12 protein-coding genes are annotated in these 12,639 nt (G+C 70.4%); 8 read left to right on the top strand and 4 right to left on the bottom strand.

The genetic code is table 11. The annotated features are described in order from the left end of the window. Window positions 1-140: 140 nt before the first annotated feature. Window positions 141-2,315, top strand: a complete 2,175-nt coding sequence (locus INQ48_03405) for a malate synthase G (protein ID QRF58327.1) — start codon at window positions 141-143, stop codon at window positions 2,313-2,315. Between the two features lie 94 nt (window positions 2,316-2,409). Next, on the top strand, window positions 2,410-3,630 hold the full coding sequence (locus INQ48_03400) for an MFS transporter (protein ID QRF58326.1): 1,221 nt from the start codon (window positions 2,410-2,412) through the stop codon (window positions 3,628-3,630). 9 nt (window positions 3,631-3,639) lie between these two features. Here the strand turns inward: INQ48_03400 and INQ48_03395 are convergent, their stop codons facing one another. Both INQ48_03395 and INQ48_03390 read right to left on the bottom strand, forming a co-directional pair. After that, window positions 3,640-4,416 (bottom strand): hypothetical protein, encoded by a 777-nt coding sequence (locus tag INQ48_03395; protein QRF58325.1) that lies wholly within the window; start codon window positions 4,414-4,416, stop codon window positions 3,640-3,642. A 2-nt stretch (window positions 4,417-4,418) separates the two neighbouring features. Next, complete coding sequence (locus INQ48_03390; GenBank protein QRF58324.1) at window positions 4,419-4,634, bottom strand: hypothetical protein; 216 nt, start codon at window positions 4,632-4,634, stop codon at window positions 4,419-4,421. 443 nt (window positions 4,635-5,077) lie between these two features. Between INQ48_03390 and INQ48_03385 the strand changes: the two genes are divergently transcribed. After that, complete coding sequence (locus INQ48_03385) at window positions 5,078-5,674, top strand: fasciclin domain-containing protein (protein QRF58323.1); 597 nt, start codon at window positions 5,078-5,080, stop codon at window positions 5,672-5,674. A gap of 21 nt (window positions 5,675-5,695) precedes the next feature. On the opposite strand, the gene INQ48_03380 is transcribed toward INQ48_03385, so the two are convergent. Further along, window positions 5,696-6,652, bottom strand: coding sequence for a LysR family transcriptional regulator (locus INQ48_03380; protein ID QRF58322.1), 957 nt, complete (start codon window positions 6,650-6,652; stop codon window positions 5,696-5,698). Window positions 6,653-6,721: 69 nt separating this feature from the next. Between INQ48_03380 and INQ48_03375 the strand changes: the two genes are divergently transcribed. The 4 genes from INQ48_03375 to INQ48_03360 all read left to right on the top strand — a co-directional run bounded on the left by INQ48_03375 (window position 6,722) and on the right by INQ48_03360 (window position 9,590). Beyond that, a complete protein-coding gene (locus INQ48_03375) occupies window positions 6,722-7,051 on the top strand; it encodes a DUF2917 domain-containing protein (protein ID QRF60591.1) in 330 nt (109 codons plus the stop codon). Between the two features lie 154 nt (window positions 7,052-7,205). Next, a complete protein-coding gene (locus tag INQ48_03370; GenBank protein QRF58321.1) occupies window positions 7,206-8,033 on the top strand; it encodes an enoyl-CoA hydratase/isomerase family protein in 828 nt (275 codons plus the stop codon). A 73-nt stretch (window positions 8,034-8,106) separates the two neighbouring features. Continuing rightward, window positions 8,107-9,369 (top strand): 6-phosphofructokinase, encoded by a 1,263-nt coding sequence (locus INQ48_03365; GenBank protein QRF58320.1) that lies wholly within the window; start codon window positions 8,107-8,109, stop codon window positions 9,367-9,369. Next, on the top strand, window positions 9,369-9,590 hold the full coding sequence (locus INQ48_03360; GenBank protein ID QRF58319.1) for a cysteine-rich CWC family protein: 222 nt from the start codon (window positions 9,369-9,371) through the stop codon (window positions 9,588-9,590). The genes INQ48_03365 and INQ48_03360 overlap by 1 nt, the downstream gene beginning before the upstream one ends. On the opposite strand, the gene INQ48_03355 is transcribed toward INQ48_03360, so the two are convergent. Continuing rightward, complete coding sequence (locus tag INQ48_03355) at window positions 9,578-10,954, bottom strand: putative zinc-binding metallopeptidase (GenBank protein QRF58318.1); 1,377 nt, start codon at window positions 10,952-10,954, stop codon at window positions 9,578-9,580. The two genes, INQ48_03360 and INQ48_03355, sit on opposite strands and share 13 nt — an antisense overlap. 157 nt (window positions 10,955-11,111) lie before the next feature. Between INQ48_03355 and INQ48_03350 the strand changes: the two genes are divergently transcribed. Continuing rightward, window positions 11,112-12,620, top strand: a complete 1,509-nt coding sequence (locus INQ48_03350) for an MFS transporter (GenBank protein QRF58317.1) — start codon at window positions 11,112-11,114, stop codon at window positions 12,618-12,620. Window positions 12,621-12,639 lie beyond the last annotated feature (19 nt).

The following is a 12,639-nucleotide window of genomic DNA, read 5'->3' as shown; positions in this document are numbered from 1 at the left end:
TTTTTGTCATCGATTAATCCCGCTTTGAGCTATTACTCTTCACTACGGTATGCAATAAAGTGGAGCTTATGGATCGCGCATGCGCGCGCCCCGAATCCGAATACATCCCCCGCATCGCATTTCGTCCCCGAGGAGAAAACATGACCGCCCGCACCACCGCCCACGGACTCCAGGTCGCGACCGAACTCCACCGCTTCGTCGAGGAGAAGGTGCTGCCCGCCAGCGGCGTGGCCAGCGAGACCTTCTGGAAGGGTTTCGACGCCATCGTCACCGACCTCGCGCCCAAGAACGTGGCGCTGCTCGCCGAGCGCGACCGCCTGCAGAGCGAACTCGACGCCTGGCACAAGAAGAACCCCGGCCCGATCGCCGACATGCCGGCCTACCGCGCCTTCCTCGAGAAGATCGGCTACCTGCTGCCGCAACCCAAGGGCGCGAAGGCGACCACCGCCAACGTCGACGCCGAACTGGCGCAGCAGGCCGGCCCGCAGCTCGTGGTGCCGATCCTCAACGCGCGCTACGCGCTCAACGCCGCCAACGCGCGCTGGGGCTCGCTGTACGACGCGCTCTACGGCACCGACGCCATTCCCGAGACCGACGGCGCAGAGAAGGGCAAGGGCTACAACCCCGTGCGCGGCGCCAAGGTCATCGAGTTCGCGCGCAACGTGCTCGACCAGGCCGCGCCGCTGGTCAACGGCTCGCACAAGAACGCCACCGGCTACAGCGTGAAGGACGGCCAGCTGGTCGTCGCGCTGCAGAGCAGCAGCACCGCGCTGGCCGATCCCTCGCAGTTCGTCGGCTACCAGGGCGATGCCGCGGCCCCGTCGTCGGTGCTGCTCAAGCACAACGGCATCCACCTCGACATCCGCATCGACCGCTCCACGCCGATCGGCAAGAGCGACGCCGCCGGCGTCAGCGACCTGGTGCTCGAGGCCGCGCTGTCGACCATCCTCGACCTCGAGGACTCGGTGGCCGTGGTCGATGCCGCCGACAAGGTGGTCGCCTACTCGAACTGGCTCGGCATCGTGCAGGGCACGCTGACGGAAGAAGTCGCCAAGGGCGGCAAGACCTTCACGCGCGGCCTCAACCCCGACCGCGAATACACCGGCGCCAACGGCCAGCCGATCAAGCTGCATGGCCGCTCGCTGATGTTCCTGCGCAACGTGGGCCACCTGATGACCAACCCGGCCGTGCTGTACGACGGCGGCAAGGAAATCCCCGAAGGCATCCTCGATGCCGTGGTGACCACCACCATCGCGATGATCGACCTCAAGCGCAAGGGCAACTCGCGCACCGGCAGCATCTACATCGTCAAGCCCAAGATGCACGGCCCGGCCGAAGTGGCCTTCGCGAGCGAGCTGTTCGGCCGCGTCGAGCAGCTGCTGGGCCTGCCGGCCAACACCGTGAAGCTCGGCATCATGGACGAGGAGCGCCGCACCAGCGTGAACCTCAAGGCCTGCATCGCCGAGGCCGCCGCGCGCGTGGCCTTCATCAACACCGGCTTCCTCGACCGCACCGGCGACGAGATGCACACCGCCATGCAGGGCGGCCCGATGATCCGCAAGGGCGACATGAAGGCCAGCGCCTGGATCGGCGCCTACGAGAAGAACAACGTGCTGGTCGGCCTGTCGTGCGGCCTGCGCGGCAAGGCGCAGATCGGCAAGGGCATGTGGGCCATGCCCGACCTGATGGCCGCCATGCTCGAGCAGAAGATCGGCCACCCGAAGGCCGGCGCCAACACCGCCTGGGTGCCCTCGCCCACCGCCGCCACGCTGCATGCGCTGCACTACCACCAGGTCAGCGTGACCGCGGTGCAGCAGGAGCTCGAGAAGATCGACGCCGATGCCGAGCGCGACAACATCCTGAACGCGCTGCTGCAGGTGCCGATCGCCGCCGAAGCCAAGTGGACCGAGGCCGAGAAGCAGCAGGAGATCGACAACAACGTGCAGGGCATCCTGGGCTACGTGGTGCGCTGGATCGACCAGGGCGTGGGCTGCTCGAAGGTGCCCGACATCCACGACGTGGGCCTGATGGAAGACCGCGCCACGCTGCGCATCTCGAGCCAGCACATCGCCAACTGGCTGCTGCACGGCGTGGTCACGAAGGCGCAGGTCGACGAGACCTTTCAGCGCATGGCCAAGGTGGTCGACGGGCAGAACGCCAGCGACCCGCTGTACCAGCCGATGGCCGGCCACTTCGATACCTCGGCCGCCTACAAGGCCGCGCAGGACCTGGTGTTCAAGGGCATCGAGCAGCCCAGCGGCTACACCGAGCCGCTGCTGCACGCCTGGCGCCTGAAGGTCAAGGGCGAAGCCTGATCGCCGAGCGAACGACTCGCGAAACGCGGCGCCTTCGGGCGCCGTTTTTCATGGCTGGTTAGGATGCGGGCCGCTCTCCGTTTCCCGCTGCTCCATGACGTTCTCCCCGGCCCGCGCACGTTCGGCCACCTCGATGCTGATCGTGCTGGCCTCGGCCTTCGCGCTGAGCCAGGCCTTCCGCACCGTTGGCGCGATGATGGCCACGCCGCTCTCGCAGCACTTCGGCCTCACGGCGCAGGCACTCGGCCTGTGGGCCGGCACCTTCCACTTCATGTTCGGCGCCACGCAGCTCGCGATGGGCGTGTCGATCGACATGTACGGCGTGCGCCGCACCGTGCTCACGGCCTTTCCGCTCGCGATCGCGGGCGCGGTGCTGTGCGCGCTGGCGCCGAGCTTCCATGCGCTGCTGCTGGGCCAGGCGATGATCGGCGTCGGCTGCGCGCCGGCCTTCCTGGCCTGCACCGTGTTCATCGCGCGCCACTTCGAGGCCGCGCGCTTCACCGCGATGTCGGGCCTGGTCATGAGCCTCGCGGGCCTGGGCATCCTGTTCACCGGCACGCCGCTGGCGCTCTTGATCGAGGCCGCGAGCTGGCGCGCGGGCTATGCCTGCCTGGCGGGCTTCGCGGTGCTGTCGTGGGGCTTCGTGTTCTGGCGCGTGCACGAGCCGCCGCATGCGCAGGCCACGCAGCGCCAGACGGTGGGCCAGGCGGTGCGCGAGCTGCTGCCGCTGTTCGCGATGCCGCACACGCTGGGCCTGCTGTGCTTCGCCTGCGTCTCGTATGCGGCCTTCATCACCTTGCGCGGCCTGTGGCTCGGCCCGGTGCTGCACGACCGCCACGGGCTCTCGCTCGTGAGCAGCGGCAACGTGGCGCTGGTGATGACCGTCGCGGGCATGATCAGCCCGGCGCTGTTCGGCCGGCTCGATCCCGGCGGCGCGCGCCGCGGGCGCTGGCTCATGGGCTGCGCCTCGGTGGCCGCGGTCATGTTCGGGGTGATGGCGTTCACGCAGTCGCTGGCGGTCGACATCGGCCTGCCGATCCTCTACGGCCTGCTCTCGGGCTATTCGGTGCTGCAGTACTCGTACACGCGCGCCGCCTATCCGGCCGCGATGACCGGGCGCGCGCTGTCGCTGCTCAACATGGCGATGTTCCTCGGCGTCTCGCTGATGCAGTGGACCACCGGCGTGGCCGCCTCGTGGGCGGCCACGAACGGCGTCGAGCCGTTCCGCGCGGTGTTCCTCACGATCGCGCTGATGCTGGCCGCGGGCACCACGGCCTTCCTGCTGCTGCCGCGCGCGGTCGCTGCCCAACGCTGAGGCTGCGGCTCAGCCGAGCCGCGAGCGCACCTCCACGCGGCCCAGCCGGCGCATCTCTTGCGCGTACACCTGCGGCCGGCCGTACATCGCCCGCGCATCGGCGCTGCCGAAGGCCGGGGTCTCGCAACCCTTGCGCGTGACGAAGCAGCGGCGCAGCACGTCGTAGTGCCGCGGCTCGGCCTCGCCGGCGCGCGCCTCGGGCACGCGCTCGAGCCGCACCTCCCACCAGGCGCCATCGACGCGGTGCCACTGCGTGACGGCATCGATGACGTGATAGGGCGCATAGGGCCGCACCGTCTCGTGGCCGCCGTAGCGCTCGGCCCACTCGGCCTTGCGCTGCTGCTTCGCGCGCTGCAGATGGCGGTTGGGCAGCAGGATGCCCGTGGCGGGATGCACGAACAGCTCCACCGACGCCGACTCGCGCAGCGGCACCAGCGACCGTTGCCACACGCGGCCCGGCACCCACACCTCGCCCTCGCGCAGCTCGGCCTGGCGTTCGACGAACTGGTCGATGTGCACGAAGAGGTGCGCCTGCACCGTGTTGCGCCGGTCGATGCCTTCGCAGAGCTCGCTCCACACCTTGTCCCAGGGCCGATGCACCTGCTTGTGCAGCCAGCGCTTGAGCGGCTGCAGGTTCTCGCTGAGCCACTTGGGGTGCTGGTAGCCGCGCCGCATGCCCAGGTGCGATCCGCGCTCGCGGCTGTTGCGCCACAGGCGGCCGTCGCCCTGCACGCGCCAGCCGCCGCGCGGGCGTTCGACGATCACCTTGTCCATGTCTTCGCGCATGGTCAGTCCTCCTTCAGTCCGCGCGCCGCCTTCTGCAGCGCGACCTTCTGCGCGCGCCGCTCGGCGCGATGCGTGCGCAGGTGGCGGCCCGCACCCTGGCTGGATGCGCGGCGTGCCATCGCGGCCACGACGGGATTGCGCGGGGCTTCGCCCGGCACCGAGAAATAGAACCGGCCCAGACGCTTCTCGTCGTCGCGGGCCTTTCGCTGAGCACTCATGTGCACACACTCCGGATCAAAAACAAAAAGGCCCCGGCGAATGTCTGCGCGCGGGGCCCTTGTCGATACGGCCGCGGCGGGATGCGTGGATGCACATCCGGCCGGGGCGGTCGGTGTGCGGTCAGGAGTTCAGAGGACGGTTCATTGAAGTGGTGGTGCGCCCGGGAGGTCGATCGTCGCCGTGCGCGCGTGAAGGAAAAACTGTCGCTGAAAAATGAAGGCCGGATTCTGGCGAGGCCGCGCACGGCGCGCAAGACCGTTGTGCAACGCTGTGGCGTGAAGGCGACGTGCTCGTTTCACCGTCATCGAAGAAAAAAACCGCCGCGCGAATCCAGCCGCGCATGCGCCCCGTATTGGTCTCAAGCGCATCGCGCCCCCGCGCTGTTGGCGGTTCCACAGACACACGGCGATGCGCGCATGGCGCATCCCTCAAGGAGACCTTCATGAAGAAACTCGTCATCGCACTCGGCGTCTCGGTCCTGCTCGGCGCTTGCGCGGGCGGCGGCATGGGCATGGGTGGCAGCAGCAGCAGCAGCAGCAGCAGCAGCAGCAGCATGAACACGCCCATGGTCGGCGGCGCGCCGATGTATCCGACGAAGGACATCGTCGACAACGCCGTGAATTCGAAGGACCACACCACGCTGGTCGCGGCAGTGAAGGCCGCGGGCCTGGTCGACACGCTCAAGAGCCCCGGCCCGTTCACCGTGTTCGCACCGACCAACGCGGCCTTCGCCGCGCTGCCGCCCGGCACGGTCGACACGCTGCTCAAGCCCGAGAACAAGGGCACGCTGACGACGGTGCTGACCTACCACGTGGTGCCCGGCCGCATGGACAGCGCCGCGCTGATGAACGCGATCAAGGCCGGCGGCGGCAAGGCCACGCTGAAGACCGCGAGCGGCGGCACGCTGACCGCGATGATGAGCGGCAGCAACGTGCTCGTGACCGACGCGAAGGGCGGCACCGCGATGGTGACGATCGCCGACGTCTACCAGTCGAACGGCGTGATCCACGTCGTGAACAAGGTGCTGCTGCCGGGCTGATCGCCCGCCGGCGCGGCGCGCTCAGGCGCGCTGCGCCGCCTCGGCCTCTTCGGCCTCCTCGCGCAGCCACTGCGCGAACTCGAGCGCATCGCGGTTGCCCGCGGCACGCCGCGAGGTCTCGACGAAGTAGCCGCGCTGCGAGGCCGCGCCCTCGCCCAGCGGCGCCACCAGCCGGCCCTCGCGCATCAGCTCGCGCAACAGCGGCAGGCGCCCGATCACCACGCCCTGCCCCGCCACCGCCGCGCCCACCGCGTCGGCGTACTGCGTGAAGCGCAGCGTGCTCTTCATGCGCAGGTCGTGCAGCCCCATCACCTTGAGCCAGGGCTCCCAGTCGACGGTGGGCGCCTCGCTGTGGTCGGGGTACTCGACCGTGAGCAAGGTGAGGTTCGCGAGATCGGCCGGCTTGCGCAGCGACTTGGCGAGCGCGGGCGAGCACAGCGGCACCACGCTCTCCTCGAACAGCGCCGGCCCCTTGCCGCGCGAGACCGGCATCAGCCGCACCGCCACGTCGACGCGGCTGCGCTCGAGGTCGAGCACCTCGAGCGTGGCCGACACGCGCACGTCGACCTGCGGATGGCTGCCGGTGAAGCGCGCGAGCCGCGGGATCAGCCACAGCGAAGCGAAGCCCGGCGTGGTGGTGATCGCGACCTGGCGCGGCGCCGAGCCGGCGCGCACGCGCGCGGTGGCATCGCGCAGCCGCTCCAGGCTGTCGGTGACGGCGCGCTGCATCACGCCGCCGGCCTCGGTGAGCACCAGCGCGCGATGGCGGCGCTCGAACAGCAGCACGCCCAGGCTCGCCTCGAGCTGCTGGATCTGGCGGCTCACGGCCGACTGCGTGAGATGCAGCTCGGTCGCGGCCAGCGTGAAGCTGAGCCGGCGCGCGGCCGCCTCGAAGCTGCGCATGAGTTCCAGCGGCGGCAGGTCGACCGTGCTCTGGGGCGGGGCCGGCGAGGCCTTCTTTGCATTCTCGATACGCATGCAATGAGTTCCAAAAGACCGTTTGTAAAGGACTGGGCGCTCAATATATTCATTCGCATGACGAATGCAATGGAGCTTGCCATGAGCACCCCCTTCCCTTCCTGCTTCCAGCTCAGCCTGCCGGCGCGCGCGGTCTTCGCCGTGGCCGATGGCGCCGGCGTGGGCATCGAATGCCGCAGCGGCTCGGTCTGGGTCACCCTGGACCGCGATCCGCGCGACATCGTGCTCGAGCCCGGCGAGCGCTTCGAGGGCACCGAGCACCGCCGCATCCTGGTGTCGGCGCTCGAGCCCGCGCGCATCACGGTGTCGGACGCGCAGCCGGCCGCGATCCCGCTGCCGGTGCCCGCGCGCCGGCGGTCGCCTTGGCGACTGCTGCCCCACGGGTTGTCCCCGGCTTGACCCGGGGCGCCCCGGCATCGAACCATCGATGCCAGGGAACCGGAGCAGGCCATCCAGAGCCGCCCCGTCGACGGGCGGCTTTTTCTTTGGGCGCCACGCACGGTCATCCATTCGCCCCGAACATCCGAGCCGACGAACACGTGGAGAGATTCCGATGACGCAGCAGCCACCCCAGGACCCGGGCGCCCAGCCCAGCGTGATCTACGCGCTCGACGAGGGCATCGCCACCCTCACGCTCAACCTGCCGGCCAAGCTCAATCCGCTCGCGATCGAGCTGCAGCAGGAACTGCGCGCCCACCTCGAGCGCATCCGCGACGACCGCGCGGTGCGCGCGCTGATCCTCACGGGCGCGGGCAAGGCCTTCTGCGTGGGCGCCGACCTCAGCGCGATGCGCCCGCCGCAGGATGGCAACACGCTCGGCGACCAGACCGCCGAATGGATGCAGTCGCTGAGCAATCCGCTGATCGAGACGCTGCAGTCGATGCCGATCCCGGTCGTGGCCGCCGTCAACGGCGCAGCCGCCGGTGCCGGCGTGGGCCTCGCGCTCGCGGCCGACATCACGCTGGCGGCGCGCAGTGCCTACTTCTACCTGCCCTTCCTGCCCAAGCTCGGCATCGTGCCGGACCTGGGCTGCACCTGGGCCATTCCACACCGCGCGGGCCGGGCGCGCGCGATGGGCATGGCGCTGCTCGACGAGAGGCTCGGCGCCGGGCGCGCGGTGCAGTGGGGCCTGATCTGGGGCTGCGTGGACGACGAGAACCTGATGGCCGAGGCGCGCGAGACCGCGCAGCGACTCGCGCGGCTGCCCGCGCATGCGGTGACCGAGGCGCGTGCCGCCTTCGCCGCGGCCGAGCGCCACACGCTGCCCGAGCAGTTGCACTACGAGAGCGAGCGCCAGCGCGAGCTGATCGAGCGGCCGACCTTCCGCGAAGGCGTGAGCGCGTTCCTGCAGAAGCGCGCGCCCGAATTCCCGGGCCGCTGAGCGAGGCCGGCGCGCGGCTGGCCGCTGTCATGCGAGTGCGCCAGAATGGCCTTCCCGCGCGAAGGAGCCCCGCATGCCCACGAACCCCACCAACGCCTTCTACGCCCAGTCGGGCGGCGTCACCTCGGTCATCAATGCCTCGGCCTGCGGCGTGATCGAGACGGCGCGCCGTCATCCCGAGCGCATCGGCAAGGTGTATGCCGGTCGCAACGGCATCATCGGCGCGCTGACCGAGGACCTGATCGACACCGGCGCCGAGCCGGCCGAGGCCATCGCCGCGCTGCGCAGCACGCCCGCGGGCGCCTTCGGCTCCTGCCGCTACAAGCTCAAGTCGCTCGAGAAGAACCGGCGCGAGTACGAGCGGCTGATCGAGGTCTTCAAGGCGCACGGCATCGGCTACTTCTTCTACAACGGCGGCGGCGATTCGGCCGACACCTGCTTCAAGGTGAGCCAGCTCTCGCAGTCGATGGGCTATGCGCTGCAGGCCATCCACGTGCCCAAGACCATCGACAACGACCTGCCGCTGACCGACTGCTGCCCGGGCTTCGGCTCGGTCGCGAAGTACGTGGCGGTGTCCACGCTCGAGGCCTCGTTCGACGTGCGCTCGATGGCCGCGACCTCGACCAAGGTGTTCGTGCTCGAGGTCATGGGCCGGCACGCGGGCTGGATCGCGGCGGCCGGCGGGCTCGTGGCCGACCAGGGCATTCCGGTGGTGGTGCTGTTCCCCGAGATCGAGTTCGACAAGCAGCGCTTCCTCGCGCGCGTCGACGCGCTGGTGAAGCAGCACGGCTACTGCTCGGTGGTGGTGTCCGAGGGCTGCCACCATCCCGACGGCACCTTCCTCGCCGAGCAGGGCACGCGCGACGCCTTCGGCCATGCGCAGCTCGGCGGCGCGGCGCCCGTGGTGGCGCAGATGGTGAAGGACGCGCTGGGTCACAAGTTCCACTGGGCGGTGGCCGACTACCTGCAGCGCGCGGCGCGCCACATCGCCTCGGCCACCGACGTGCGCCAGGCCTACGAACTCGGCCAGCGCGCGGTCGAGCTCGCGCTCGAAGGCCACAACGCGGTGATGCCGACCATCGAGCGCACCAGCGATGTGCCCTATGCCTACGTCATCGGCAGCGCGCCGCTGGCCTCGGTGGCCAATGTCGAGAAGCCGATGCCGCGCGACTTCATCTCCGACGACGGCTATGGCATCACCGAGCAATGCAAGCGCTACCTGCTGCCGCTGATCGAGGGCGAGGACTACCCGGCCTACCGCGGCGGCCTGCCGGTCTACGCCACGCTGAACAACGTGGCGGTGCCGAAGAAGCTGCCGCCGTTCGAACTCGCGTGATGGCGAACACCGTGCAGGCGCTCGACGCCACGCGCTGCCCGCTGTGCGGCGAGTCGAACCGCTGCGCGATGGAGATCGAGCGCGAGACCGGCCAGCCGCAGCCGCCGTGCTGGTGCATGGCGATGGATTTCTCGCAGGCACCGCTCGAGCGCCTGCCCGAGGCGCTGCGCGGCCAGGCCTGCCTCTGCGCGCGCTGCGCGGCGGGCGCTCAGGACGACTGAACCGCGGGCTGGGCCTCGACCTCGGCCACCTGCTCCTGCTCCTGCTCCTGCTCCTGCGCTTGCGATTGCGATTGCGCCGTGGCCTCGGCCGCCGCCTCCACGTCCTGCGCCGTCACCAGCGACGGCCCGCCGTCGCCGCGCAGCTCGGTCACCACGCAGTGGATGAACTGCAGCTTGCCGACCGCGGTGCGCGGCAGCACGAAGGGATAGAAGTCGGGCTGGCCCATGCTGCGCGACAGCTCGTTGAGCACGTTGGTCAGCCGCACCCAGCTGTTGATGAAGTCGAGGAATTTCGCGGCCTCGGGATGCTCGGGCCGCCACAGGTCCTCGGGCGTGAAGAGGTCGCTCGTGAGTTCGACGTTGGTGGCGTCGACGCCGAAGCTCATCGCGGTGTCGGCCGAGTCGGCCATGTGCAGGTAGTGGGCCCAGGTCTCGGCCCAGTCCTCCCACGGATGCATGCTGGCGTAGCTGCTCACGAGCCGCTGCGCCCAGTCGGGCGGCGGGCCCTGGTTGTAGTGCTGCTGCAGCGCGGCGCCGTAGTCGGCGCGCTCGTCGCCGAACAAGGTGCGGAAGTCCTCGAGCCAGGCCGAGGGCAGCACCAGCAGGTCCCAGTAGTAGTGGCCGATCTCGTGGCGGAAGTGGCCCACCAGCGTGCGGTAGGGCTCGTGCATCTCGGTGCGGATGCGCTCGCGCACCGCGTCCTCGGCCTCCTCGGCATTGAGGGTGATGATGCCGGTGTCGTGGCCGGTCATCACGTGCGGTCCGCCCGGCACGTTGCTCAGGAAGTCGAAGGCCAGGCCGTGCACCGGGTCGGCATGGCGGCTCACCACGGGCAGCCGCAGCGCGAGCAGCTGCGAGATCAGGCGCCGCTTGGCCTGCTCGAGCTTGCGCCAGAGTTCGTCGTTGCCGGCCACCGAGAGATCGGGGATGGTGCGCGTGACGCTGCAGGCCAGGCAGTAGCCGGGCGCGAGGCCGTGCGTGTCGGGCGCGGGCGCCTGGCCGGGGCGCGCCACCGGCACCATCCAGTTGCAGGCCGCGGGCGTCATCAGGTTGGCGCAGCGCCGGTAGGTCGGGCCCTGCGGGTCGCCGAAGAGGGTGTAGCTGTCGGGCTCGGCGACGGCGTTGCCGTTGGCGTCCTCGGCCGCGGCGGGCGCGAGCGGCACCACGCCGAGGCTGTCCTCCACGTAGCCCAGCGGCGTGTGGCAGGCCAGGCATTCGCTGTTGCGCAGGAACACGGGCCGGCCGCACTGGCAACGGTAGGCGCGCGTGACGGTGGGCGCGGCGAGCTCGGCGGCCAGGGTGGTCGCGCCTTCGGCGGGTTCGGGCGTCGTTTCGTCGTTCGTCGCGGAGGGAGAGTGATCCATGGTCGTCTTTGTGTGGTGCCTGCGGCGGGTCGGATGCGGGACAGCCGGGGCATTGTGGAGCCGGCCCCCGCGCGGGCCGCCGCGCAAAGCCCGATATGCTTGTAGGACGACGGGCCCGGCATCGCCGACCTTCACGCCCGACGCTTCCCCACTTCCGATGACCCACCACGAGACGCCCGAAGCCGCCACGCCGGCCCCGCCCCCCGCCATGGGCCCGCTGCGCGCGCGCTACGGCGAACGCTACCGCTGGTACCTGCTGCTGTCGGTGATGGTCGGCACGATGGCCTCGATCATGTCCTCGACCATCGTCAACGTGGCGATCCCCGGCATGAGCCACCACTTCTCGCTGGGCCAGGAGCGCGCCCAGTGGGTGAGCTCGGGCTTCATGGTGGCGATGACGGTCTCGATGCTCACCACGCCCTGGCTGCTGGCGCGCTACGGCTACCGGCGCACCTACGTCGGCACCATGCTGCTGCTGCTGGCCGGCGGCGTCGCGGGCGGCATGGCCAACGATTTCTCGCTGGTGCTGCTGGCGCGCGTGGCCGAGGGCCTGGCCGCGGGCGTGGTGCAGCCGATCCCCGCGATCATCATCCTGCGCGCCTTCGAGCCCCACGAGCAGGGCCGCGCGAGCGGCATCTTCGGCATGGGCGTGGTGTTGGCGCCGGCCATCGGCCCGAGCATCGGCGGCGTGCTGGTCGACCTGTTCGGCTGGCGCTCGATCTTCTACATGGTGGTGCCGTTCTGCCTGGCCTCGCTGTGGCTGGCCTACAAGTTCGTCCCGACCACCGCGCCCGGCGGCGCGGTCGCGGCGCGCAGCGGCGGGCTCGACGTGCGCGGCCTCGCGCTCGGCACCGTGGGCACGCTGTGCCTGCTCAACGGCCTGGTGGCGCTGCGCGGCGATTCGCCGCTCGAGGCGGTCGCGCTGCTGGGCGGCGCGCTGCTCTCGTTCGGGCTCTTCATCTGGTGGCAGCGGCGGCTGGCGGCCGCGGGCGGCACGCCGCTGATGAACCTCGCGCTGTTCGGCTACCGCCAGTTCGCGATGGGCAGCGTGGTCGCCTTCATCTACGGCACCGCGCTGTTCGGCTCCACCTACCTGCTGCCGGTCTACATGCAGGTCGGGCTGCACCTGTCGGCCTCGCACGTGGGCACGATCCTGCTGCCGGCGGGCTTCGTGCTGGCGGCCACCATCGCGGGCGTGGGCCGGCTGGCCGACCGGCAGCCGACCTGGGCGCTGGTGAGCATCGGGCTGGCGCTGCTGGCGGCCTCGTTCGCGCTGATGATGGTGCTGCGCGCCGACAGCGCGCTGTGGCTGCTGGTGGCCTTCGCGATCGTCGGGCGCATCGGGCTGGGCTTCATCCTGCCCTCGCTGAACCTGGGCTCGATGCGGCCGCTGGCCAAGCCGCTGATCCCGCAGGGCGCGAGCGCCATCAACTTCGTGCGCATGCTCGGCGGCGCGGCCGGCGTGAGCCTGTGCGCGATCGTGCTCGAGTGGCGGCTGGCGGCGCACGGCGACTCGCTCGCCAACCCGCAGACCAGCCCGGCGCGGCTGGCGGCCTTCGACGAGGTGTTCGCGATGCTGGCCGGCCTGTGCGCGCTCGCGATCTGCGCGGCCTGGCAGCTGCGCATCCGCCCGAACGCCGACGACGCGCCCCGCAAGCCGGGGTAAACCCCTGCGGGCAAACGGC

The sequence above is a fragment of the Variovorax paradoxus genome (assembly GCA_016806145.1).
In the GTDB taxonomy this organism is placed as follows: Bacteria; Pseudomonadota; Gammaproteobacteria; order Burkholderiales; family Burkholderiaceae_C; genus Variovorax.
The sequence above is the reverse complement of the archived record's forward strand: the minus strand, read 5'-3'. Positions and strand labels throughout refer to the sequence as shown.